A 22438-nucleotide genomic window follows, 5' to 3' on the forward strand; every position below is an offset into this window, starting at 1 on the left:
CGAAGACAGCCACGTTGGCCATCGGGCGCCTTGGCGCCGCACGTCGTCTGGCCGACCCCGTCAACACGCTCCCCCTCCTGCCGATGCGTCGGCCGGCCGGCGCAGAACGGGCGCCGTCATGCCCGCAACGCGGGGCGGGAGCGGCCTGGAACAGGAGACACGCATGCTCCGCACGCTCACGCGGGGATCCGTCTACATGGTCGAGCGGTACCTGCCGGATCCCTACATCTTTGTGCTGATCCTGACCCTGGTGGTGTTCGCTGCCGGAATGGGCGTCGAGCAGCAGTCGCCGCTGCAGATGATCCAGTACTGGGGCGACGGTTTCTGGAACCTGCTGACCTTCGGGATGCAGATGGTGCTGGTGCTGGTTACCGGCTACGTCCTGGCGTCCAGCCCGCCGTTCAAGCGGCTGCTGCAGGCGCTCGCCCGGCTGGCGTCGACGCCGGGGCAGGCGATCCTGCTGGTCACCGTCGTCTCCATGGTGGCGGCCTGGATCAACTGGGGCTTTGGCCTGGTGATCGGCGCGCTGTTCGCCCGCCAGCTGGCGCAGGTTGTGACCCGCGTCGACTACCGCTTGCTGATCGCCAGCGCTTACACCGGTTTCCTGGTCTGGCACGGCGGCCTGGCGAGCTCGGTCGGGCTGGTGATCGCCACCGAAGGCCACTTCGCCCAGGACCAGATCGGCATCGTGCCGACGTCCGAAACGATCTTCTCCAGCTTCAATCTGCTCCTCGTGCTGTCGATCCTGATCGTGATCCCGGTGGTCAACCGGATGATGATGCCGCCCGACCACCAGGCGGTCACGGTGGATCCGCAGAAGCTGGCGAACGAGGAGGCGCCGGCGCCGGTGAAGAACGACCGGCCGGCGGATCGCCTGGAGAACAGCATCATTCTGGCCCAGGCGGTCGGCCTCATGGGGCTGGCGTTCCTGGCGTATTACTTTATCGCCGGGCAAAGCTCGCTCAACCTCAACATCGTCAACTTCGCCTTCCTGTTTCTCGGCATCGTGCTGCACGGCCGGCCGAGCAGCTTCCTCAACACCGTCCAGGAAGCGGTGAAGGGCGCCGGCGGGATCGTCATCCAGTTCCCGTTCTACGCCGGCATCATGGCGATGATGATCGACAGCGGCCTGGCGGAAAGCCTGTCCAGCCTGTTCGTCGCCGCCTCGACCGAGGTGACCTTCCCGCTGTTCACCTTCCTGAGCGCGGGGCTGGTCAACATCTTCGTTCCCTCCGGCGGCGGTCAGTGGGCCGTGCAGGCGCCGGTGATGCTGGACGCCGCGGAGCGCCTGGGCGTCAGCGTGCCGCGGACCGCCATGGCGGTCGCGTGGGGCGACGCCTGGACCAACATGATCCAGCCGTTCTGGGCGCTGCCCGCCCTCGCGATCGCCGGGCTGAACGCCAAGGACATCATGGGGTACTGTCTGGTGGTCCTGCTGGTCTCCGGCGTGATCATGGGCGCCGGCCTGATGTTCTTCCCGTAACGGCTGCCGGCCGGTCCCCAAGCCCCGGCGCGCGACCTGCGTTGCGGTCGCGCGCCGGGGCGTTCGTCCCGTGCCTCGTTGCGCAACCGGTGTTAGTCTATCGGGCGATCGGTCGTGCCCGGACGGATGTCGCGGGGCGCGATCCGACTTGACCGAGGCTGCGCGCATACCGGAGCGCCGGGTGCCTGCGCATAAGCCGGAACAACCGGGTAGGCCGCATGGTCGACAACAAGGGCTTGATGGTCCGGCGGGCCGAACTGCATCTGGCCGGCGGCGAGACCTCGATGGTCAATTTCGGGCGCAGCGTCGGGCTCGACGATCTGAAACGCGCGATGAACGAGGGCGACGTCTGGATGGTCTGGGACGACGCGGGGGCACCGCTGCTGGTGCGGATGGCGCACGTCTCGTTGATCGTCCCCGCGGCCGCGGAGAGCTAGGCGGCCGCGGAGAGCTAGCGAGACGCAGCGCCGCCGCAGGATCGGTGTCAGGTCGCGGCGTCGGGCCGTGCCTTGGTGGGCTGGACCAGGATCTCCCGGCCCGCCTCGGTCAGGCGGTATTGCTGGCGACCGGGCACGCACACGGCCCATCCCTTCTGGCAACAGGCATCGGCGTCCGCGCCGTCATGAACACTGCTTTGGCCGCGCTCTTCACGGCCGATTGCGCGCAGCGCGTCGCGCTGGCGCCGCGTCGGTACCGACCAGGCCATATCGGGCCTCCTTTGAAAGGATCGGGCGCACGGTAGCTGCTGAAGCACGATGCGAATTCGCGCCAAAAGAACCTTCGGAGAGACGCCCCGGCGGTGCGCGATTTGCGCGAGCGAGCGTCCTCGAAGAATGTCTCTCAGTAGGTCGCGGTAGCCGTCATCTAAGCCGGTTCGCATGGGTGATCCCGGAGTGACGTGCAATATTATTAACATACACTAATTCATAGGCGTTGTCACGCCGACGCCGCCGGGCCGCCCATAGCGGTCGAACCGATGCGATCCCGGGTCCGCCAGTTCCGGGGCAGAGCCCCGACCCGCCCCGACCGACCCGCTCCAACCGAGCGGCCCAAACCGAGCCGTGGCGGCGGGCTCGCAAAAACGAGGCGCCGCCGATTACTCCGCGGCTTCCGGCCGGGCCGCCTGCGTCAGCTGGGCCGGTCGCTCGGACGGCTCCTGGCGACCGTCCGGCATCAGGTAGCTGTAGACGACCGGGATCACGAACAGCGTGAAGAATGTGCCGACCAGCAGGCCGCCGACGATCACCAGGCCGATGTCCTGGCGGCTCTGCGCGCCGGCACCGCTCGCGATCGCGAGCGGAACCGCGCCCAGCACCATGGCCCCGGTGGTCATCAGGATCGGGCGCAGGCGCAGCACGGCGGCCTCGCTGACCGCCTCGCGCACCGGCCGGCCGTCCTCGCGCATCTGGTTGGCGAACTCGACGATCAGGATGCCGTGCTTGGTGATCAGGCCGATCAACGTGACCAGGCCGACCTGGCTGTAGATGTTCAGCGTCGACCCGTCGAGCCAGAGCGCCAGCAGGCCGCCGGTGATCGACAGCGGCACCGTCAGCATGATGATGAACGGCGTGCGGAAGCTCTCGAACTGCGCGGCCAGCACCAGATAGATGAACGCCAGCGCCAGCACGAAGGTCATGTAGATCGACGCGCTGGACTGCTTGTATTCCCGCGACGGCCCGGCGTAGTCGATCTGCGCGGTCGCCGGCAGGTTCGCCTGCGCCGCCGCCTCCAGGGACGCCAGCGCCTGTTCCAGCGTGTAGCCGTCGGCCAGGTTGGCGGTGATTTGGGCGGAGCGGAGCTGGTTGAAGTGGTCGAGCTGCTGCGGCGCGACCGTCTCGCTGATCGAGATGATGTTGGACAGCTGCACCATCTCGCCGCCGCCGCCGCGGACGTACACCCGCCGCAGGTCGTCCGGCGTGGCCCGGTCGACCTCGTCGAGTTGGACCACGACGTCGTACTGCTGACCCGCGCGCTCGAAGCGGGTGACCTGCCGTCCGCCCATCATCGATTCCAGGGTGCGTCCGAGCACGCCGACGGAGAGACCCAGGTCAGCGATCTTGTCGCGGTCGACGTCGACCCTGAGCTGCGGCGTGTTCAGCTTCAGGCTGGACTCCAGGTTGACCAGCCCCGGGTTCCGGCCCGCCTCGGCCATGATCCGGTCGGCCATGGCGTTCAATTCGGCATACGGCTGGGAGGTCATGATCACCAGCTGCACCGGCTTGTCGCGGGTGCTCTGGCCGAGCGGCGGCGGGCTGACCGGAAACGCCATGATGCCGGGCACGGCGGTCATTTCCGGCATCAGTTCGCCGGCGACCTGCTGCTGCGTCAGGTCGCGCTCCGACCAGTCGGGCAGCTTCACGAACGAGATGCCCTGCGACACGATCGGAAAGCCGGAGACGACGAAGTAGCGGTCGACGTTGGGGTTGTTGGCGTAGATCTCCTCCAGGGCATAGGCCCAGCTGTCGGTGTAGTCGATGGTCGCGCCCTGCGGGGCCTGGTAGACGCCCAGGATCGTGCCCTGGTCCTCGTAGGGGGCGAGTTCGGAGTTGATCTGGGTGAAGAAGAAATACGCGCTCGCGGCCACGCCCGCGCCCAGCAGCAGGACCAGCGGCCGGGCGCGCAGCGCGCCCCGCAGACTGCGGCGGTACAGGCCGGTCAGCGCGTTCAGGCCGCGCTCGATGATCCGGTAGAGCAGGCCGTGCTGCGCCTGCGGCTTCAGCATCAGGGCGCACATCATCGGCGTCGCGGTCAGGGCGACGAAGCCCGACACCAGCACCGCGCCGGCCAGCGCCCAGGCGAATTCGGTGAACAACTGGCCGGTTTTGCCGGTCATGAAGCCGATCGGCGCGTAGACGGCCGCCAGCGTCACCGTCATCGCGATCACCGCGAAGCCGATCTCGCGCGCGCCCGTGATCGCCGCTTCGCGCGGCGGCACGCCGTTTTCCACGTGGCGGTAGATGTTCTCCAGCATGACGATGGCGTCGTCGACGACCAGGCCGATCGCCAGCACCATCGCCAGCAGCGTCAGCGTGTTGATCGAGAAGCCGAACAGGTCCATCAGCGCGAACGCGCCGATCAGCGAAACCGGGATGGTGACGAGCGGGATCAGCGTCGCCCGCAGCGAGCGCAGGAACAGGAAGATGATCGCCACCACCAGCAACACGGCTTCGGCGATCGTGGTGTAGACGTTGTCGATCGATTCCTGGATGAACACCGAGCTGTCGTGCGCGACCTCGACCCGCATGCCCTCGGGCAGGCTCTCGCGGATCGCCGGCAGGCGCGCGCGCACCGCGTCGGACACGTCGAGCGGGTTGGCGGTGGCCTGCTTGACCACCCCCAGCGCGATCGCGGGCTCGCCGTTGAAGCGCACCACACGGTCCTCGTTGCGCGGGCCGAGTTCCGCGTAGCCGACGTCGGAGAGGCGGATGAGATAGCCGGCGTTGTCCCGCAGCACCATCGCGTCGAACTGCTCGGGCGTGCGCAGGTCGGTCTCCGACAGAATGGTGAACTGCCGGCCGCGGCTTTCGATCAGGCCCGCCGGGACCTCGACGTTCTGCTGGCGCAGCGCGGTTTCGACATCCTGCGGGGTCAGGTCGTAGGCCGCCAGGCGGTCGGGATCCAGCCAGATCCGCATGGAATACATCCGCTCGCCGAAGATCCGGACCTGCGCGACACCGGACAGGGTCTGCAGCTGGTCCTTCACGTAGCGGTCGGCGTAGTCGGTGATGTCCATCGGCGCGTGCCGCTCGCTGGAGAAGGCGAGGTAGATGATCGGCTGGGCGTCCGCCTCGACCTTCTGGATCACCGGCTCGTCGACCTCGTCGGGCAGGTTCTCGCGCGCCCGGGAAACGCGGTCGCGCACGTCCGCGGCGGCGTCGGCCGGATCGCGGGTCAGCTCGAAGGTCACGGTGATCTGGCTTTGTTCCTGGCGGCTGACCGAGGACATGAAATCCACGCCCTCGATGCCCGCGAGCTGCTCTTCCAGCACCTGGGTGACCTGGGTCTCGATGATTTCGGGACTGGCGCCGGGGTAGGCGGTTTCGACGTTGACCACCGGCGGGTCGATCTTGGGGTATTCGCGCACGCTCAGGCGGTCGTAGCTGACCAGACCGACCAGCACGACGACCAGGCTCAACACGGTGGCGAAGACCGGCCGGCGGACGCAGATCTCGGAGATTTTCACCGGTCTAGCTTCCCTGGCCCGCGTCGCCGGGGCGGTTGGCCGGCTGCACGGCGGCGCCGTCGCGGAGTTTCATCTGCCCGGCCGTGACAACGACGTCGCCGGCATCGAGGCCGGAGACGACCTGCACCGTGCCGAAGCGGCGCTGACCGACGATGACCTTTGTCTCGACCGCCTTGCCGTCGACCACCTTGAACAGGTAGCGGGCGTCGCCGCGCGGGACGATCGCCTCTTCCGGCACCATCAGCGCGTTCGCCTGGTTGCCGAACTCCAGTGTCACCCGTACGAACTGACCCGGGCGCAGGGCGCTGCGCTCGTTGGGCAGGCGGGCGCGGACGTGGATACTCCGCCCGTTGGGGTCGAGCTGCGGATTGATGGCGTAGACCTCGCCGACGAAAGTGCGCTCGGGGAACGCATCGGCCACGATGCGAACCGTCTGGCCGCTCGCCAGCGAGCCCAGAAAGCGCTCGGCCAGCTGGAAGTCGACCTTGATCGGGGCGATGTCCTCCAGGTTGACCATGTCCGCGCCCGCGGTGACGTAATCGCCGACGGACACTTGGCGCAGGCCGATCACGCCGGCGAACGGGGCCTGGATCGTCATCTTGGCCAAGCGGGCGCGGGCCAGTTCGACCGCGGCCACGGCGGTGTCGTACTCAGCCTGGGTCTGATCCAGGGCGCGTTCGGTGCCCACACCCTTGCGGGTCAGCTCCCGGGCCCGGGCGAGGTTGCGCTCAGCGAGGGCGAGGCGGGCGCGCGCGTCGGCCAGTTCCGCCTGGTAGACCGAGTCCTCAAGCCTGAACAGCATCTGGCCTTGCTCGACCCGCCCGCCTTCCTCGAACCCGATCTCGACCACCCGTCCGGCGATCTCCGGGCGGATCATCACCGACTCGTTGGACACCAGCGTGCCCACGGCCGTGGCCGCGCGGACCAGCGTGGTCGGCGCGACCGTGGCGACCTCGACCCGCGTGGGCCTGCTTTCCTGTGCATGCACGACCGGAACCGCGGCGGCGAGAGCAATCGTCAGCGCGCAGAACCGGAAAATCGTCGATAAACCCACTTGCAAGACCCTTGGCGTTCTGGGAAACGCTGTAGAAATATCGGAATCGCAAGCCGGGGTCTAGTTGGACGCGACCGGCTTTGCCGCACGCCCGACCTGCGCGGCGCGCACGCCTGGGCATGACATCTTGCACGCGCGCGCCGCGGCGGCTGCCCGAGGGCAATTGATCGGCCGGACTCAAGCCGGCGACGGACGCGTTTCGTGCGGGGTCCGTCATGCGTTCCCCGCATACGCAGGGTCGCGCAAAGGTCCGTATATTTATCGCCGGTGGCGTCGACCGGCATTGGGCCTGGGGCGCCTTTCCGGAAGAAACAAATGGATCTCTTGTTCGGTACCGGCCTGTTCTGCGCTGTCACCCTGGCGTTTACGGGCATCTTGTTGTGGGTGCGGCGCCCGGCCGCGCGCGGGCTCGCGGCCTCGAGCACCTTGCAGAGCGGCCTGGCGATCGCGGCCGTGGCTTTGTGGGTGCCCGCCCTCGGTCTGGTCGCACGGGGTCTGGTCGCACGGGGTCTGGCCGGACTGGGACTGGCCGCCGAAGGTGGCGTCCCCGGCGCCCACGGCCTGGGCGCGCTCGCGCTGGTGGTGCTGACGGTGGCGGCGCTTAAGGTCCTGCATCCGGTCAAGCGTCTGGCGGCCTACGCCGCCGCCGGGGCGGCTGCGCTCGCTCTGGTGCCGGACCCGGCCGGTCCCGCGGGCCCAGATGGCCGCACCGGGGGCGACACCGGGGGCGTCACCGGGGTCGCCACGACGTCCGCGCGCAAGGCCGCGTAGGCCACGAGACCGTCATGCACATCGACCCGAAGCTGCACGCGCAAGCGCGCCTCAACACCCTGGTGCTATCGCTCTCCTCGGCCGTCGTCATCGCGATCTGCGTCGGCCTGATGGTAGGCGCCCTGGTATACCCGGCCGGCTATATGGCCTTTGGGTTCAAGGGCCTGGGGTTCGCCTACATGGCACTTGGCATGAGTGTGCTGGCCGGCATCGCGGCCGGCGTCCAGATGGCCGTGGTTGGCTATCGCCACCAGTACCCGGTCGAGTTCGCCGACTTGACCAAGCCGCGTCCGGCGCGCAACCCGGGCCCGCCAGAGCAAGATGCTCCAAGGTGAAGCCACCTTTCAGCTGATTCTTGCTCTAGAACCGGGGCCATGCGGCCTGGCCGGCGATGTAGGCGCCGACCAGCAGCAGGGCGATCAGCAGCACCCGGCGGAAACGGGTTTCGGACAGCCGGTGGCGCAGCCGCTCGCCGATCCGCATGCCGGCGAACGCGGGCACGACCGCCAGGGCCGACAGGCCGGCCAGCTCCGGCGTCAGCAGCCGGTTGGCGCCGAGGGTCAGGCCGAGGATAACGGTGGCGGCCAGAAACAGCAGGCCCATCGCCTGGATCAACTGGTCACGCGGCAGGCGGATCGCCTGCAGGTAGATCACGCTCGGCACCAGAAACGCCCCGGTCATGCCGGTGAGCACGCCGTTGAGCGCGCCCACCAGCGGCGCGGACCAGCGTTCGTGCCCGCGCGCAACGTACGGTCGCCAGCCGGCGAGCGCGGTCCCGGCGTAGATCACCAGCAGCACGCCAAGCAGCCCCGACAACAGACCCAGGTCGACCCGGGTCAACGCGAGCGCGCCCACCGGGATCAGCGCGACGGCGGTCAGCAGGTAGGGCCACAACCGCGCCAGGATCGCCCGCGCGTGCCCGCCGCGCAGCGCCTGGCGCAGGTTGCTGGCGAGCGCGGGAAACAGCACCAGGGCCATCGCGGTGTGCAGGTCGCTTGCGAGGGTGAGCGGGCCCAGGCCGAGCGTGGGCATGCCGAGACCGACCAGCCCTTTCACGCTGCCGGCGCACAAGAAGACCACGGCGGCGATCAGCAGCAGGTCAAGATCGATCATACGGCGATCCTACGCCAAGACCGGAGGCGGATGCGCTATCTTTGGCGCGCCCCCGTCGGGTGGAGAGACCGGTGTACGGATTCTGCGCTTTGACCCGCTGGGTGCACGCCGGCGCGCTGGCGGATCCGACGGGCTCAGCGCGTGTGGCGACTCCGTCCGGGACGCGCGTCGCACGTGCGCCGCCAAGGCGCATCAGCTATGCGCCGCAAGCGACGCTGTTGCGCCGCTTTTAGGCGCTTCCTGGTCGCTTCCGGACGGAATTGCCGGCCCGTGCGACAATCGCGTTAATGCGCGTGAAACGGGTGGTGTGCGATACCTTTCCCATTCGCAACACGCAGCCCAGGACCCGCCGCCATGAACCTCCTCACCGCCCGCGCTGGCGCCGATCTGCGCCAGGTCCACAGCCGTTCCTTCCGCGCCACCGTCTCCGCGGCGGCCGCGCGTGCCGCCGCCGTCGGCCCGTTCGCTGGGCTGACCCGCCGGTTCGCCGAACTGCGGACCGCCGCCGCGCTGCGTCGCGAGCTGGAGAGCCTGGGCGACACCGCGCTCGCCGACCTCGGCCTCAGCCGGGCCGGCATCGGGGCGCACGTGCGTCGGGTCATGGCGAACCGCCGCCGCCCCGGCCGCGCGCAGTCGCCGGCCGCGCTCAGCGCGCATCTGCTGCGCGACGTCGCGGTGCAGTTGGAGCAGGGACGCGCGCGGGTCTACACCGACGTCCCGCTGGGCGTGATCACCCGCGCCCCGGCCGCCGGGCTGCCCGCGAACGGCGAGCGCTTCCGCCGCACCGCCTGAACCAGCGCCCGAGCCAACCCGCGCATCCCAACGGCCCCGCCTGGCGAACCCGGGTGGGGCCGTTTCGCGTTTTGCTGGCTGGGCGGCGCGCGCAGCCGGCTGGATGTCGGCAGGCCGCCGACGCGCGGGGCTACCGATTCGCCGCCAGCGCGCGCTCTTCGACGCGGATGCGCCAGGCCAGCATCGCCAGGTTGGCGAGTGCGAAGCCGATCGCCAGCGGCCACGCGCCGAACGCCAGCGGCAGCAGCGGGATCTCCAGGGCGACGATCAGGTAATTGGGGTGCCGGACGAACCGGTAGGGGCCGCGGCGCACCCGCGCGCGGCCCGGCACCACGATCACCCGGGTGGTCCAGAACCGGCCCAGGCTGGTCAGGGTCCAGACCCGGGCAAGTTGCAGCAGCACGAACGCGATCAGCGCCCCGGCGTGGATCGGCGCGTCCGCGGGAACGGTCGCGACCAGGGCGCCGAGCCAGGCCGTGTGCAGGCCGACCAGCAGCGGGTAATGCCGTTTGCCGTGTTCCACGCCGCCGGCCGCACGCAGCGCCCGGTCGTTCCGCCGGGCGTAGACGAGTTCGCCCAGGCGCTGCAGCGCGACCAGCAGGATCAGCAGGTGCGCCAGTCCGACGCTCATACCCGGGGGTCGGGCTCGAGCAGGGCGAACCCGGCGGTGAAGCCGGGCCCGAGCGCGCTCGCCACAACCGGGCCTTCGGGGCCGGCCCGCAGGACCTGCCGCAGCACGAACAGCACGGTCGGCGCGGACATATTGCCGTAGTCGCGCAGCACCTGCCGCTCGGCCGCCATCGCGCCGTCGCCGCGGCCGACCAGCCGTTCCAGCGCGGCGACCACCTTGGCGCCGCCCGGATGGCAGGCGGTCTGGGCCACGTCGCGCCGGGTCATGCCGTGGTCGGCCAGGAAGCCGTCCAGAACGGGGGCGAACTCCGTGGCGATCAGGTTGGGGATGTCGCGGGAGAACAGCACGCCCAGGCCGTCGTCCTCGACCCGCCAGCCCATCACGTCCTCGCTGTCGGGCCAGGTATGCTCGCCCCAGCCGGTCAGGCGCGGCCCCGGGTCGCCGGGCACGCCGCTCAGCACCGCGGCCGCCGCGCCGTCGCCGAACAGGGCGGTCGCGACCAGGTTGCTTTTCGACGGGTCGCCCGGCCGGAAGGTGAGCGCGCACAGCTCGACCGTCAGCAGCAGTACGCGTTTGCCCGCGGCGGCGAGCTCCGCCGCGCGCGCCAGGCCGAGCACGCCGCCGCAGCAGCCCAGGCCGAACAGCGGCAGCCGCACCGTGTCGCGCCGGAACGCCAGCCGGTTCATCAGCCGCGCGTCCAGGCTGGGCGTGGCGATGCCGGTGGTCGACACCGTGACGATCGCGTCGATCTGGGCGGCTTCCAGGCCGGCCTGCGCCAGCGCGTGCACGGCCGCGTCGGTTATCAGGTCGAGGGCGTGGCGCTCGTACAGCGCGTTGCGTTCCTTCCAGCCGACCTTCTGGCCGTACCAGTCGAGCGGGACACAGGAGTAGCGGCGCCGGATGCCCGCGTTGTCGTAGATCGGCATCAGCCGGTCGAGCTCGGCGGCCGGGCGGTCGAACAGCTGCCGGGCCCGGCTGCGCACGTCGTCCTGGTCGAGCGGGTAGGCGGGCACGGCCGTGCTCAGGGCCGTCAGACGCGGCGCGTTGGACATCCCGGTTTCCCTTGCGGATAGCGCGGCTCGGGCAGGATCGCCCGCGGGCGGACCCGACCGCCGGCGTCCCGCCCGCCCGGCCTTCTTGCAGCGCGGGCAAACCGGCGCGGTGGGGCGGCAACCTCCCACGATCCCGCCCCCAGGAAACTGGTGCGGCGCGCCCGCCCAGCAAGCGCGCCCGGCCGCTCAGGTGAACTTCTTGAACAGCCGGGCTTGGTCGAACAGGCCCTCCAGCTCGTTGAACCGGTCGCGCGTGGTGTCCCAGCGCCGGGTCTGCACCGCGGCGATCAGCGATTCCACGACGAACAGCATGACCATGGTGGAATCCCAGGCCGACGGCACCTCGATCCGGCACGGGAAAACGTAGTGGGCGTGCTTGGTCGCGGGCGAACCCCACTGGTCGGTGAACAGCACGATCGTCGCCTCGCGCGCCCGGGCCATCTCGACGAACCGGATCAGCTCGGTCTCGTAGCGGCGGATGTCGAACACCACCAGCACATCGCCCGCGCGCATGCCCAGCAGGTAGTGCGGCCAGGTGCTGCTGGTCGAGGGCACCAGTGACAGGCCGTCGCGGATCACCTGCATGTGGGTGAACAGGTAGTCGGCAAGCGCGCGGGTGATCCGCCCGCCGACGATCGAGACCTGCCGGTCGGTGTCGGCGAGCAGCCCGGCGACCGCGTCGAACGCCTCGGTGTCGAAGCGGCTGAGCGTGCGGTGCAGGTTGTCGATCGCCGCCTCGGCGAAGCGGTTCAGGATATGCGCCTCGGGCGCTCCCTCGGCCCAGCGTTCGTGCTTGGCGACCGGGTTCGAGATGGTCGCCGCCAGTTCGTCGCGCAGGCGCGCCTGGAACTGCGGGTAGCCGGCGAACCCGAGCTTCTTGACCAGCCGCACGACCGTCGGCGTGGAGACCTGCGCATTCTCCGCGAGCGCGGTGATCGACGACAGGCCGGCGACCGGATAGTTCGCCAGCAGGGTATCGGCGAGCTGCCGCTCGGCCCGGGTGAACTGGTCGAACTGGCCGCGCAGCGCCTCCGCGACCGTGGGCGTTGCCTCCGCGATGAACCTGTCCTCCCGAACGTGCGCGCGATTGCGGATGTCGCGCGCTTTTTGGTTTTGCAGGCGGTTTCTGCACGTCCGACTGATTCCCCGCCTCCCGTGGGAGGAGGGGTTAGGGGAGGAGGGTGCCGCGCTATTGGCGTCGCGGGAAACCTCCTCTCCCTAGCCCTCTCCTCCCACGGGAGGAGAGGGGACAACGGGGTGCCCGGACCACTTCTAAGGAGCCTCCAGGCGGAACAGTGTGACCCGCCCCGTTGAACGGTCAAGAAACTTTCTTGACAGCGTGTACGGGTCTGAAAAGATCGCTTCGGAACGTGACGAGTGGGAGGGCGGTGCGTGGCAGCAGGGGCGGCGATCCTATCGGGCGAGGACGGCTCGCCGGTGGAGACGGTGAACCCGGACGGGCGCGCCGACGTCGTGCTGATCTGCGAGCATGCCGCCAACCGGATCCCGGACGCCCTGGACGACCTGGGCCTCGATGCCGAGACGCGCGGCAGCCACGTCGCCTGGGACCCGGGTGCCGCCGAGGTGGCGCGGGCGATGGCCGACCGGCTGGACGCGCCGCTGTTCCTGCAGCGCTTTTCCCGCCTGGTGTACGACTGCAACCGGCCGGTTTTTGCCGCTAGCGCGGTCCCGGCGGTCAGCGAACGCTACGTCATTCCCGGCAACGACGGGCTGGACCGGGCGGCCCGCGCCGACCGGCAGGCGGCGGTCTACCTGCCGTTCCGGGATTGCGTGGCCGGCTTCGTGCGCCGGCGGATCGCCGCCGGCCGGCCGCCGGCGATCGTGACGGTGCATACCTTTACCCCGGTATTCGAGGGGCGCCGCCGGACCACCGAGTTGGGCGTGCTGCACGACGCCGACGCGCGCCTGGCCGACGCGGTGCTGGCGCTATTGTCCGCCGAGTCCGACCTCGAGGTCCGGCGCAACGACCCCTACGGCCCGGCCGATGGGGTGACCCACACGCTCAAGGTTCAGGCGCTCGGCCACGGCCTGCCCAACGTCATGTTCGAGATCCGCAGCGATTTGGTGGCCGACGCCGCCGGGCAGCGGGCGTTCGCCGAGCGGCTGAGCCGCACGGTGACGGCTGCCTGGGGCCTGCTGCACCAGTGGTTCGGGCCGGGCGCCGACCTGGCGCCCGAGGTCGGCCGACTGATCGGGCCGGTGCCGCGCGGGGCGGAGGCGGGGCCGGCATGATCGAAGCCATGCGCGTCTACGTCCGCTGGGTCGAGCGGGTGAACACGGTCGTCGGCACGGTCGTGATGTACGGCATCTTCGCGATGATCTTCGTGCTGGGCTGGTCGATCGCCTCCAAGCAGGTCGCGCTGCCCGCATTGTGGACGCTGGATATCTCGCAGTTCCTGATGGTCGCTTATTTCCTGCTGGGCGGCGGCTACTCGCTGCAGCAGGACGGCCACGTGCGGATGGACCTGCTCTGGGGCATGCTGCCGCAGCGCAAGCAGAGCTGGGTCGATACGCTGACCGTGTTCTGCATGATCTTCTACATCGGCGTGCTGCTCTACGGCGGGATCGGCAGCACGATCTATTCGATCGAGTACCAGGAGCGCGGTTTCTCCGCTTGGCGGCCGCTGATGTGGCCGATCAAGGTGACCATGTGCGTGGGCATCGTGCTGATGCTGCTGCAGGCGTTCGCGATGCTGTTCCGCGACATCCTGCGCATTTCCGGGCGGGGGATGAGCGGGTGAGCTACGAACTGATCGCGCTCACGATGTTTGCGTCGATGATGCTGATGCTGCTGACCGGTCAGCGGGTGTTCGGCGCGATCGGCTTCGTCGCGGTGGTCTCCGCGCTGGCGCTGTACGGCGTCGGCGGCTCCGACCTGGCGTTCTCGGCGGCGATGAAGGTGATGAAGTGGTACCCGCTGCTGACCCTGCCGCTGTTCGTCTACATGGGCTACATGCTGTCGGAGAGCGGCATCGCCGACGACCTGTACCGGATGTTCCACGTCTGGTTCGGCGGCATGCCGGGTGGGCTTGCGATCGGCACGATCATGCTGATGGTCGCGGTCTCGGCGATGAACGGCCTGTCGGTCGCCGGCATGGCGATCGGGGCGTCGATCGCGCTGCCCGAGCTGCTCCGCCGGGGCTACGACAAGATCATGGTGACCGGCGTGATCCAGGCGGGCAGCTCGCTCGGCATCCTGGTGCCGCCCAGCGTGGTGCTGGTGCTCTACGGCATGATCGCGCGCGCGCCGGTCGGCCAGTTGTGGATGGCGGGCGTGCTGCCGGGCCTGCTGATGGCGAGCCTGTTCGTCGCCTATATCTGGGTGCGCTGCCACCTGCAGGGCCACCTCGGCCCGCCGCTGTCGGCGGCGGAGCGCGCGGAGGTGGCCTGGGGCGAAAAGCTGCGCCTGCTGCAGGCGGGCATCTGGCCGCTCTTGATCTTCTTCTTCATGACCGTGCTTTTCCTGATGGGCGTGACCAGCCTGGTCGAGAGCTCGGCGGTGGGCGCGACCGCGGCGACGCTGGCGGCGATCTTCAATCGGCGCCTGACTTTCCAGGTCCTGCACGAGACGCTGCGCAAGACGCTCACCATCACCTGCATGTTCATGTGGATCATCATGGCCGCGCTGTGCTTCGGCGCGGTGTTCGACGGCCTGGGCGCGGGCCGCGCGCTGGAGGGGGTCTTCACCGGCGACCTCGGGCTGGGGCCGTGGGAGATCCTGATCCTGATGCAGCTGTCCTACCTGATCATGGGCACGTTCCTGGACGACACGGCGATGCTGGTGATCGTCGCCCCGCTCTACGTGCCGCTGGTGGGCGCGCTCGGCTTCGACCTGGTCTGGTACGGCGTGCTCTACACGATCACCTGCCAGATCGCGTATATGACGCCGCCGTTCGGCTACAACCTCTTCCTGATGCGCGCGATGGCGCCGCCGGAAGTCACGCTTACCGACATTTATCGCTCCATCATTCCGTTCGTCGCGGTCATGGTGTTCGGCCTGGCACTGGTCATGATCTTCCCGCAGATCGCGCTGTGGCTGCCGGAGACATTCTACAAGAACTGAATTTCAAAACGCTCGGGATTGATCCAACAACGGGCGCGGGCGGGATCTGGACCCATTCAAACCGCGGCCGACTTGGGAGAGACGCGATTAGGGCGTGCCGTCACGGGACGACAAACAAAACCGCGCCGGAGACCCGCCGGGCCGGAACCACGGCCAGGGTCCCGGCACAACAGGGAGATGCCCCAACAATGACCGATACCCCGACCACCCCCAAGGCCACAGGCCCGGCGAAATCCGCCACCCGCCGCCAGTTCATCAAGACCGCCGGCGCGACCGCCGCGGTCGCCGGTACGGGCGCCATCGCCGCCCCGTCGATCAAGGCGCAGGCGCCGATCCGCTGGCGCTTCCAGACCTACGCCGGGCCGGCGCTGGGCGCGGAGGTGACCAAGCCGATCATCGACCACTTCAACAAGGCGGCGAACGGCGAGATGGAGATCGAGCTGTACTACGCCGACCAGCTGGTGCCGACCAGCGAACTGTTCCGCGCCCTGCAGCGCGGCACGATCGACGGCGTCCACTCCGACGACGACAGCATGTCGGCGCCGACCGACGTGCGCGTGTTCGGCGGCTACTTCCCGCTGGCGACCAAGCACATCCTGGACGTCCCCGTGCTGTTCAAGCAGTACGGTCTGGCGGAGATCTGGAAGGCGGCCTACGACGAGGTCGAGGTCGAATGGCTGTCGGCGGCCGGCCAGGATCCCTGCCACTTCATCACCAGGGACCCGATCACCTCGCTCGCCGACATGGACGGGCTGCGGCTCTACACCTTCCCGACCGCCGGTCAGTTCCTGGCCAAGTTCGGCGTCGTCCCGGTCTCGATCCCCTACGAGGACGCCGAGGTCGCGGTGCAGACCGGCGAACTCGACGGCATGGCGTGGTGCGGCGCGACCGAGGCCTACGCCGTCGGCTGGGCGGACGTCACCGACCACTTCCTGACCAACAACATCTCGGGGGCCTGGATCGGCTCGTTCTACGCCAACAAGAAGGCGATGGCGGACCTGCCGGACCATCTGCGCGAGATGCTGCTGGCCTCGATCGAGGCGGGCCATCAATACCGCAACCAGTGGTACTGGGGCGGCGAGGCCCGTCTGCGCGCCAGCGGCGAAAAGCTCAAGCTGACCTCGATCCCGCAGTCGGAGTGGCGCGAGGTCGAGGCCGAGGCCGACAAGTTCTGGAACGAGATCGAGGAGCGCAGCGAACGCTCGGCGAAGCTGGTCCAGATCTTCCGCGACTACAACGCCACCCTGCAGAAGGCGGGCGCGCCCTACTACTTCGAGTAGGCTTTAGCCCCCTACGACGGGCCCGGGCCAGCCGGCCGGTCGTGCCATCGGGCACGGCCGCGCCGGACGGCCCGGCTGCCGCTCTTTTCTCCCCTGACTTACGGACGGTTCGGCCATGACCGGCAAGCTATCGCTCGACGACCTGCGCCAGGAGGTGCAGACGGGCGCCATCGATACCGTGATCGCCGCCCAGGTCGACATGCAGGGCCGGCTGGTGGGCAAGCGCTTCCATGCCCGGCATTTCGTCGATCATGCCTGGGAGGAGACGCACAGCTGCAACTACCTGCTCGCCACCGACATGGAGATGGAGACGGTCCCCGGCTACAAGGCGACCAGCTGGGAGGCCGGCTACGGCGACTACACGATGCGGCCCGATCTGGACACGCTGCGCCGGATCCCGTGGCTCGAAGGGACGGCGCTGGTGCTGTGCGACACGCTTGACCACGCCAGCCACAAGCCGGTGCCGCATGCCCCGCGCAGCATCCTGCAGGCGCAGGTCGCAAGGCTCGAGGGCATCGGCCTGAAGGCGATGATGGCCTCCGAGCTGGAGTTCTTCCTGTTCAAGGAATCGTTCGCGCAGGCGCACGCCCAGGGCTACCGCGGGCTGTCGCCGATCAGCCCGTACAACGAGGACTACCACATCTTCCAGACCACCAAGGAAGAGGCGGTGATGCGGGCGATCCGCAACGGTCTGCACGGCGCCGACATCCCGGTCGAGAACTCCAAGGGCGAGGCGTGGGCCGGGCAGGAGGAGATCAACGTCCGCTACGCCGACGCGCTGATCATGGCCGACCGGCATGCGCTGATCAAGAACGCGTGCAAGGAGATCGCCTGGCAGCAGGGCTACGCGATCTCGTTCATGGCGAAGTGGGATTACAGCGCCGCCGGCAGTTCCGCGCACGTCCACCAGTCGCTGGTCGGGCTCGACGGCACACCGGTGTTCCACGACCCCGAAGGTCCCTACGGCATGTCGGCGACGATGCGCCACTACCTGGCCGGGCTGCTGCACCACGCCGGCGCGATCACCTTCTTCCTGGCCCCGCACATCAACTCCTACAAGCGCTTCCAGGCCGGCACCTTCGCGCCGACCAAGGCGATCTGGAGCCTGGACAACCGCACCGCCGGCTACCGCGTCTGCGGGCCGGACACCAAGGCGGTCCGCGTGGAATGCCGCGTCGGCGGGGCCGACCTGAACGGCCATCTCGCCTTCGCCGCGCTCTTAGCCGCGGGCCTCGACGGGATCGAGCGCAAGCTGGAGCTGGAGCCCGAGTTCCAGGGCAACGCCTATGCGGGCGAGGCGGTGCGGGAGATCCCCAAGACGCTGCGCGCGGCGACCGAGCTGATGGACCGCTCCGAGATGCTGCGCCAGGCGTTCGGGTCGGACGTTATCGACCATTACGTCCACGCCGCCCGCTGGGAGCAGCTGGAATACGACCGTCGGGTGACCGACTGGGAAATCGCCAGAGGATTCGAACGCGCATGACCCCCAACGACGCGGCCGGGCAGCCGGCCGTCATTCGCTGCGTCTCGCCGATCGACGGATCGGTGGTCGCCGAACGCACCGCCTTCACCCGCCAGCAGGCGAACGACGCGATCGCCGCCGCCCGCGCCGCGCAGGCCGACTGGGCGGCCCGCCCGGTGGCCGAGCGGGTGCGTCTGGTCCAGGCGGGCGTTACGCGCCTGGGCGAGATGAACGATGAGGTGGTGCCCGAACTGGCCCGGATGATGGGCCGGCCGGTGCGCTACGGCGGCGAGTTCGGCGGCACCAAGGAGCGCGCCGACTACATGGCCGGGATCGCGGAGAGCGCGTTGGCCGCCCATGTGGTCGAGGACTCGGCCGCCTTCGAGCGGCGGATCGCGCGCGAGCCGCACGGCGTGGTGCTGATCGTCGCGCCCTGGAACTACCCCTACATGACCGCGATCAACGTGCTGGCGCCGGCGCTGATGGCGGGCAACGCGGTCGTGCTCAAGCACGCCGCGCAGACCCTGCTGGTCGGCGAGCGGATGGTCCGGGCGTTGGTCGAGGCGGGTGTGCCGGAAGCGGTCTGCCAGAACATCTTCCTGGACCACGGCACGACCGAATGGCTGCTGCAGGCGCGGGCGTTCGACTTCGTCAACTTCACCGGTTCGGTGAACGGCGGGCGCGCGATCGAGCGCGCGGCGGCCGGGACCTTCGTGCCGCTGGGCCTGGAGTTGGGCGGCAAGGATCCCGGCTACGTCATGGACGACGCCGACCTGGACGCCGCCGTCGACGGCCTGATGGACGGCGCGATGTTCAACAGCGGCCAGTGCTGCTGCGGGATCGAGCGGATCTATGTCCAAGAGCGCCTGTACGAACGCTTCGTCGACAAGGCGGTCGAGCTGATGTCCAACAGCGTCCTCGGCGATCCGCTGGACGAGCAGACGACCCTCGGCCCGATGGCCCACAAACGCTTCGCCGACGAGGTGCGCAGCCAGATCCGCGAGGCGATCGCCGACGGCGCCACCCCCAGGATCGACCCCAAGCATTTCCCGGCGGACGACGGCGCGGGGACCTACCTGGCCCCGCAGATCCTGACCGGGGTGACCCACGACATGCGGGTGATGCGCGACGAGAGCTTCGGCCCCGTCGTCGGCATCATGCCGGTCAAGGACGACGAGCAGGCGATCCAACTGATGAACGACAGCCCGTTCGGCCTGACCGCCTCGCTATGGACGCGCGATGCCAAGCGCGCCGCCGCCGTGGGCGCGCGGGTCCAGACCGGCACGGTGTTCATGAACCGCTGCGACTATCTCGACCCGGCGCTGTGCTGGACCGGCTGCAAGGACACCGGGCGCGGCGGCGCGCTCTCGGTGATCGGTTTCCACAATCTGACGCGCCCCAAATCCTACCACCTGAAAAAGGGCTGAACCCGCATGTCGTCACACGGGCCGCTGATCGGCAACTGGAGCTATCCCGCCAACATCCGCTTCGGCGCCGGGCGCATTCAGGAGCTGGCGGACGCCTGCCGGGCCGCCGGGATCGAGAAGCCGCTGCTGGTGACCGACGGCGGGCTTCGGGACAACCCGATCACCCAGCGTGCGCTCGACCTGCTGGAGGCGGGCGGTTTCGGCCGCGCGATCTTCGCCGACGTTCGGCCGAACCCGAACGAGCACGATCTCAAGGCCGGTATCGCCGCGTTCAAGGCCGGCGGGCACGATGGCGTGGTCGCGTTCGGCGGCGGATCCGGTCTGGATCTGGGCAAGCTGGTCGCCTTCATGGCCGACCAGACGCGCCCGGTCTGGGATTTCGAGGACATCGGCGATTGGTGGAAGCGCGCCGACTGGGACGCGATCCATCCCAACGTCGCCGTGCCGACCACCGCCGGTACGGGCTCGGAGGTCGGCCGGGCGGGCGTGCTGACCAACTCCGCAACCCACGTGAAGAAGATCATCTTCCACCCGAAGGTGCTGCCCAGCGTGGTGATCTGCGATCCGGAGCTGACCTGCGGCATGCCGCCCAAGATCACGGTCGGCACCGGCATGGACGCGTTCGCGCATTGCCTCGAGGCCTACTGCTCGCCGCACTATCACCCGATGAGCCAGGGCATCGCGCTGGAGGGTCTGCGGCTGGTCAAGGACAACCTGCCCAGGGTGGTCGCCGACCCGAACGATGTCGACGCCCGGGCGCACATGATGAGCGCCGCGGCGATGGGCGCGGTCGCCTTCCAGAAGGGACTGGGGGCGATCCATTCGATCAGCCACCCGGTGGGCGCGATCTACGACACCCACCATGGCACGACCAATGCCGTGGTGATGCCCGCGGTGCTGCAGTTCAACCGGGCCGAGATCGCGGACAAGCTGGCGCTGGCGGCGAACTACCTGGGGATCGATGGCGGCTTCGAGGGCTTTTACGAGTTCGTCGTGAGGTTCCGCCGCGAGCTCGGCGTGCCCGACAAGCTGGGCGCGCTCGGCGTCGGCCGCGACCGCTTCGACGAGATCGCCGCGATGGCGGTCGAGGACCCCAGCGCCGGCGGCAACCCGGTCAAGCTGACGGTCGGCAACGTCAAGCAGCTGCTCGACGCATGCGTCTGAAGGGTGCCCTTTAGGGATTTGACCTTACAGTAATTTTGCGCTTTTCCGACACGCTGATTGGCCAACGCTGAGATCATCGATTTTGCTCTAGTTGGCGACCGGCCAAGTCTCGATGTCGAGCTGTTGCGCGAGCCGCCGGGCGAACGTGCTGGCGGCTGGCCGGTCGGCGAACGCGCCGAGCCGGACCATGAACAGCCGGCTCTGCGTCGCCTGGGCGTGGACGATCCGCGCGGCGTAGCCCGCGTCCGACAGCCGCGCCGCCCGCTTCAGCGCGTTGGCCGGGTGGCGGAACGCCCCGACCTGGACGCTGTACCGACCGGCCGGCGGGGGTGCCGCGGCCGCGATCGCCGAGGTGACGGACGAGGCCGTGACCGGCGCGGCGGCCCTGTCGGTCGTCGCCTTGGCCTGCCAGTGGGCGGACGGTGCCAGTCCGGCCGCCGGCGTGTCCCATCCGCCAAGCGCGCCGGGCCCGTCGCTGGCTGCTGCGATCCGCCAGATCGGTGCGCGCCCCGGCGCGGAGTCGAGCTTCCGGGCCGCATCCCCGCCCGGCGTGTCGCGTCCGTCGGCGCCGGGCATCGGCGTCAAGCGCTGCGGCGCGCCGCCTTCCGGCTTGGGTGGGGGCGGCGGCGGGGCCAACGCGGCCCCCGCGCTCGCATTGGGCGACGAACGCGGCGGTTCGGGCGCCGGTCGCGCGGCCGTCTGCCAGCGGTTGCGTTGCGGCAGGCTGACCAGGGAAGACGCATCGGCCGACGCGGTTCCCGGCGGCGCCAGCGGCGACGGCTGGCCGGTTTGCCTGCCGGCCGAACGCGCCGCATCCGACGCGACGGCCGCCGGCGTCTGCACGATCGCGGCCACGCCGCGCGCGCTTAAAGCGGCGCGGCTCGCCCCGGCTTCGGTACGCTGGCCGGCGCGGTCGACCCCGGCTGGGCCGTCCGGCAACGCGCCGCGGTAGGCGACCGTGGTCATCTGGCTTCCGGTGATCAGGCCGGCGCCGAACGACAGCGCGCCGCCGGCGAGCAGGCCGGCGAATACCAACGCCCAGCTGACCGGCGGGACGCGGCGGCGACCCGGGCCGCGCGCCAGCGCCGTGCGCCCGCCGCCGGCCGCCGAGTTGGCCGCGGCTCGCCCGGTCGAACGCGGCAGCCGCTGAGCTGTCATCTGTCGTCCCCGTGCGCTGGCGGTTAAGCGCGTCCGCGCGGATTCGCGCTTGCGATGCGCGGCCGGTGGATGCATAGAAGAAGAACTATAATACGTCGTCCCGACCACATCGCAACGGTTGTCGGTGCCGGCCCACCTCGTGGGCGGGGGTCGATGCTTGGGGACGGCGCAGGGGGTCGGACAGGTGGCGAAACACGGCGCCGAGCACTGCCGTCGTAGCCGGTCCGCCGGGATCGCCGTGCTGTCGATCGGCTTCTTCCTGGCGGCCTGCAACCCGTTTTCCCTCGGGCGGCCGACGATCGATACCGAACGGGTGGAATTCGTCGTCCAGCCGGGCATCAACGACAACACCGCGCTCGCTGCGGAACTGGTGCTGGTGTATTCCTCGGCGCTGGAGAGCGAGCTGTCGGAGCTGACCGCCTCGGCGTACTTCGGCGCCCGCCGCGATCTCGCCAACACCTTCCCGAAACAGTTCGACACGGTGCGCTGGGAACTGGCGCCCGGCCAGCGGGCGCCGTCGAAGCCGCTGCCGGACGATGCCGGCGACGCGCGCGCGGCCTTCCTGTTCGTCAATTACCGCGCCGACGGCGTGCACCGCGCCCGCCTGGATGCCTACGACGAGGTGCTGGTGACGCTGGAAGCCGACGGCTTCCGGCTGGCGGACCTGGACGAATGATCCGCGCGCGCCGCCGTCCCCGCGGTCCCACCTTTTTCGTGAGCGTACAAGAGTGGCGCGGAGACTGAGTCACCCTTCCGCGATCTTGGCCTGAGACCCCTGCTGGAG

The 22438-nt window shown here is 69.5% G+C and carries 21 protein-coding genes; 13 read left to right on the top strand and 8 right to left on the bottom strand.

Going from position 1 to position 22438, the window contains the following annotated elements:
* Nucleotides 1-163 precede the first annotated feature (163 nt).
* Together CKO28_RS03660 and CKO28_RS03665 are read left to right on the top strand one after the other, a co-directional pair.
* Nucleotides 164-1483, top strand: coding sequence for a short-chain fatty acid transporter (locus CKO28_RS03660; RefSeq protein WP_200339182.1), 1320 nt, complete (start codon nucleotides 164-166; stop codon nucleotides 1481-1483).
* Nucleotides 1484-1701: 218 nt separating this feature from the next.
* On the top strand, nucleotides 1702-1920 hold the full coding sequence (locus tag CKO28_RS03665) for a hypothetical protein (protein ID WP_200339183.1): 219 nt from the start codon (nucleotides 1702-1704) through the stop codon (nucleotides 1918-1920).
* A 47-nt stretch (nucleotides 1921-1967) separates the two neighbouring features.
* Here CKO28_RS03665 and CKO28_RS03670 read toward each other — a convergent pair whose 3' ends face one another.
* The 3 genes from CKO28_RS03670 to CKO28_RS03680 all read right to left on the bottom strand — a co-directional run bounded on the left by CKO28_RS03670 (nucleotide 1968) and on the right by CKO28_RS03680 (nucleotide 6720).
* A complete protein-coding gene (locus tag CKO28_RS03670; RefSeq protein WP_200339184.1) occupies nucleotides 1968-2189 on the bottom strand; it encodes a hypothetical protein in 222 nt (73 codons plus the stop codon).
* A 390-nt stretch (nucleotides 2190-2579) separates the two neighbouring features.
* Nucleotides 2580-5666 carry an efflux RND transporter permease subunit gene (locus CKO28_RS03675; RefSeq protein ID WP_200339185.1) on the bottom strand — a complete coding sequence of 1029 codons (3087 nt, stop codon included), beginning with the start codon at nucleotides 5664-5666 and terminating at the stop codon, nucleotides 2580-2582.
* Nucleotides 5667-5670: 4 nt separating this feature from the next.
* Nucleotides 5671-6720: an efflux RND transporter periplasmic adaptor subunit gene (locus CKO28_RS03680; RefSeq protein ID WP_200339186.1), complete on the bottom strand. Its 1050-nt coding sequence runs from the start codon at nucleotides 6718-6720 to the stop codon at nucleotides 5671-5673.
* A gap of 315 nt (nucleotides 6721-7035) precedes the next feature.
* Between CKO28_RS03680 and CKO28_RS03685 the strand changes: the two genes are divergently transcribed.
* Together CKO28_RS03685 and CKO28_RS03690 are read left to right on the top strand one after the other, a co-directional pair.
* On the top strand, nucleotides 7036-7491 hold the full coding sequence (locus CKO28_RS03685; protein WP_200339187.1) for a hypothetical protein: 456 nt from the start codon (nucleotides 7036-7038) through the stop codon (nucleotides 7489-7491).
* A gap of 14 nt (nucleotides 7492-7505) precedes the next feature.
* Nucleotides 7506-7826, top strand: a complete 321-nt coding sequence (locus tag CKO28_RS03690; RefSeq protein WP_200339188.1) for a hypothetical protein — start codon at nucleotides 7506-7508, stop codon at nucleotides 7824-7826.
* 25 nt (nucleotides 7827-7851) lie between these two features.
* Here the strand turns inward: CKO28_RS03690 and CKO28_RS03695 are convergent, their stop codons facing one another.
* Entirely contained in the window at nucleotides 7852-8604 is a 753-nt protein-coding gene (locus CKO28_RS03695) for a sulfite exporter TauE/SafE family protein (protein ID WP_200339189.1), read from the bottom strand.
* Nucleotides 8605-8958: 354 nt separating this feature from the next.
* Here CKO28_RS03695 and CKO28_RS03700 point away from each other — a divergent pair, with 354 nt between their 5' ends.
* Complete coding sequence (locus CKO28_RS03700) at nucleotides 8959-9396, top strand: YjiS-like domain-containing protein (RefSeq protein ID WP_200339190.1); 438 nt, start codon at nucleotides 8959-8961, stop codon at nucleotides 9394-9396.
* A gap of 130 nt (nucleotides 9397-9526) precedes the next feature.
* Here CKO28_RS03700 and CKO28_RS03705 read toward each other — a convergent pair whose 3' ends face one another.
* From CKO28_RS03705 to CKO28_RS03715, 3 genes are all read right to left on the bottom strand, one after another.
* Entirely contained in the window at nucleotides 9527-10027 is a 501-nt protein-coding gene (locus CKO28_RS03705) for an isoprenylcysteine carboxyl methyltransferase family protein (protein ID WP_200339191.1), read from the bottom strand.
* The gene (locus CKO28_RS03710; protein WP_200339192.1) at nucleotides 10024-11079 is read right to left on the bottom strand and encodes a type III polyketide synthase; all 1056 of its coding nucleotides are present in this window, start codon (nucleotides 11077-11079) and stop codon (nucleotides 10024-10026) included. Before CKO28_RS03710 ends, CKO28_RS03705 begins: the two co-directional genes overlap by 4 nt.
* Nucleotides 11080-11265: 186 nt before the next feature.
* Nucleotides 11266-12174: a MurR/RpiR family transcriptional regulator gene (locus CKO28_RS03715; protein ID WP_437127610.1), complete on the bottom strand. Its 909-nt coding sequence runs from the start codon at nucleotides 12172-12174 to the stop codon at nucleotides 11266-11268.
* A 297-nt stretch (nucleotides 12175-12471) separates the two neighbouring features.
* On the opposite strand from CKO28_RS03715, the gene CKO28_RS03720 reads away from it, so the two are divergent.
* The 7 genes from CKO28_RS03720 to CKO28_RS03750 all read left to right on the top strand — a co-directional run bounded on the left by CKO28_RS03720 (nucleotide 12472) and on the right by CKO28_RS03750 (nucleotide 20496).
* Nucleotides 12472-13332, top strand: coding sequence for an N-formylglutamate amidohydrolase (locus CKO28_RS03720; RefSeq protein ID WP_200339194.1), 861 nt, complete (start codon nucleotides 12472-12474; stop codon nucleotides 13330-13332).
* Entirely contained in the window at nucleotides 13329-13841 is a 513-nt protein-coding gene (locus CKO28_RS03725; RefSeq protein WP_200339195.1) for a TRAP transporter small permease subunit, read from the top strand. The genes CKO28_RS03720 and CKO28_RS03725 overlap by 4 nt, the downstream gene beginning before the upstream one ends.
* A complete protein-coding gene (locus CKO28_RS03730) occupies nucleotides 13838-15163 on the top strand; it encodes a TRAP transporter large permease subunit (RefSeq protein WP_200339196.1) in 1326 nt (441 codons plus the stop codon). Before CKO28_RS03725 ends, CKO28_RS03730 begins: the two co-directional genes overlap by 4 nt.
* A 188-nt stretch (nucleotides 15164-15351) precedes the next feature.
* Nucleotides 15352-16443: a TRAP transporter substrate-binding protein gene (locus tag CKO28_RS03735; RefSeq protein ID WP_200339197.1), complete on the top strand. Its 1092-nt coding sequence runs from the start codon at nucleotides 15352-15354 to the stop codon at nucleotides 16441-16443.
* 115 nt (nucleotides 16444-16558) lie between these two features.
* Nucleotides 16559-17926 carry a glutamine synthetase family protein gene (locus CKO28_RS03740; RefSeq protein WP_200339198.1) on the top strand — a complete coding sequence of 456 codons (1368 nt, stop codon included), beginning with the start codon at nucleotides 16559-16561 and terminating at the stop codon, nucleotides 17924-17926.
* Nucleotides 17923-19332: an aldehyde dehydrogenase family protein gene (locus CKO28_RS03745; RefSeq protein WP_200339199.1), complete on the top strand. Its 1410-nt coding sequence runs from the start codon at nucleotides 17923-17925 to the stop codon at nucleotides 19330-19332. The genes CKO28_RS03740 and CKO28_RS03745 overlap by 4 nt, the downstream gene beginning before the upstream one ends.
* Before the next feature lie 6 nt (nucleotides 19333-19338).
* On the top strand, nucleotides 19339-20496 hold the full coding sequence (locus tag CKO28_RS03750; RefSeq protein ID WP_200339200.1) for an iron-containing alcohol dehydrogenase: 1158 nt from the start codon (nucleotides 19339-19341) through the stop codon (nucleotides 20494-20496).
* 87 nt (nucleotides 20497-20583) lie between these two features.
* Here CKO28_RS03750 and CKO28_RS03755 read toward each other — a convergent pair whose 3' ends face one another.
* Nucleotides 20584-21654: an SPOR domain-containing protein gene (locus tag CKO28_RS03755; RefSeq protein WP_200339201.1), complete on the bottom strand. Its 1071-nt coding sequence runs from the start codon at nucleotides 21652-21654 to the stop codon at nucleotides 20584-20586.
* A gap of 184 nt (nucleotides 21655-21838) precedes the next feature.
* Between CKO28_RS03755 and CKO28_RS03760 the strand changes: the two genes are divergently transcribed.
* Entirely contained in the window at nucleotides 21839-22330 is a 492-nt protein-coding gene (locus CKO28_RS03760) for a hypothetical protein (RefSeq protein WP_200339202.1), read from the top strand.
* Nucleotides 22331-22438: the final 108 nt, after the last annotated feature.

Origin of the sequence: Rhodovibrio sodomensis (genome assembly GCF_016583645.1) — a bacterium.
Classification (GTDB): Bacteria; Pseudomonadota; Alphaproteobacteria; order Kiloniellales; family Rhodovibrionaceae; genus Rhodovibrio; species Rhodovibrio sodomensis.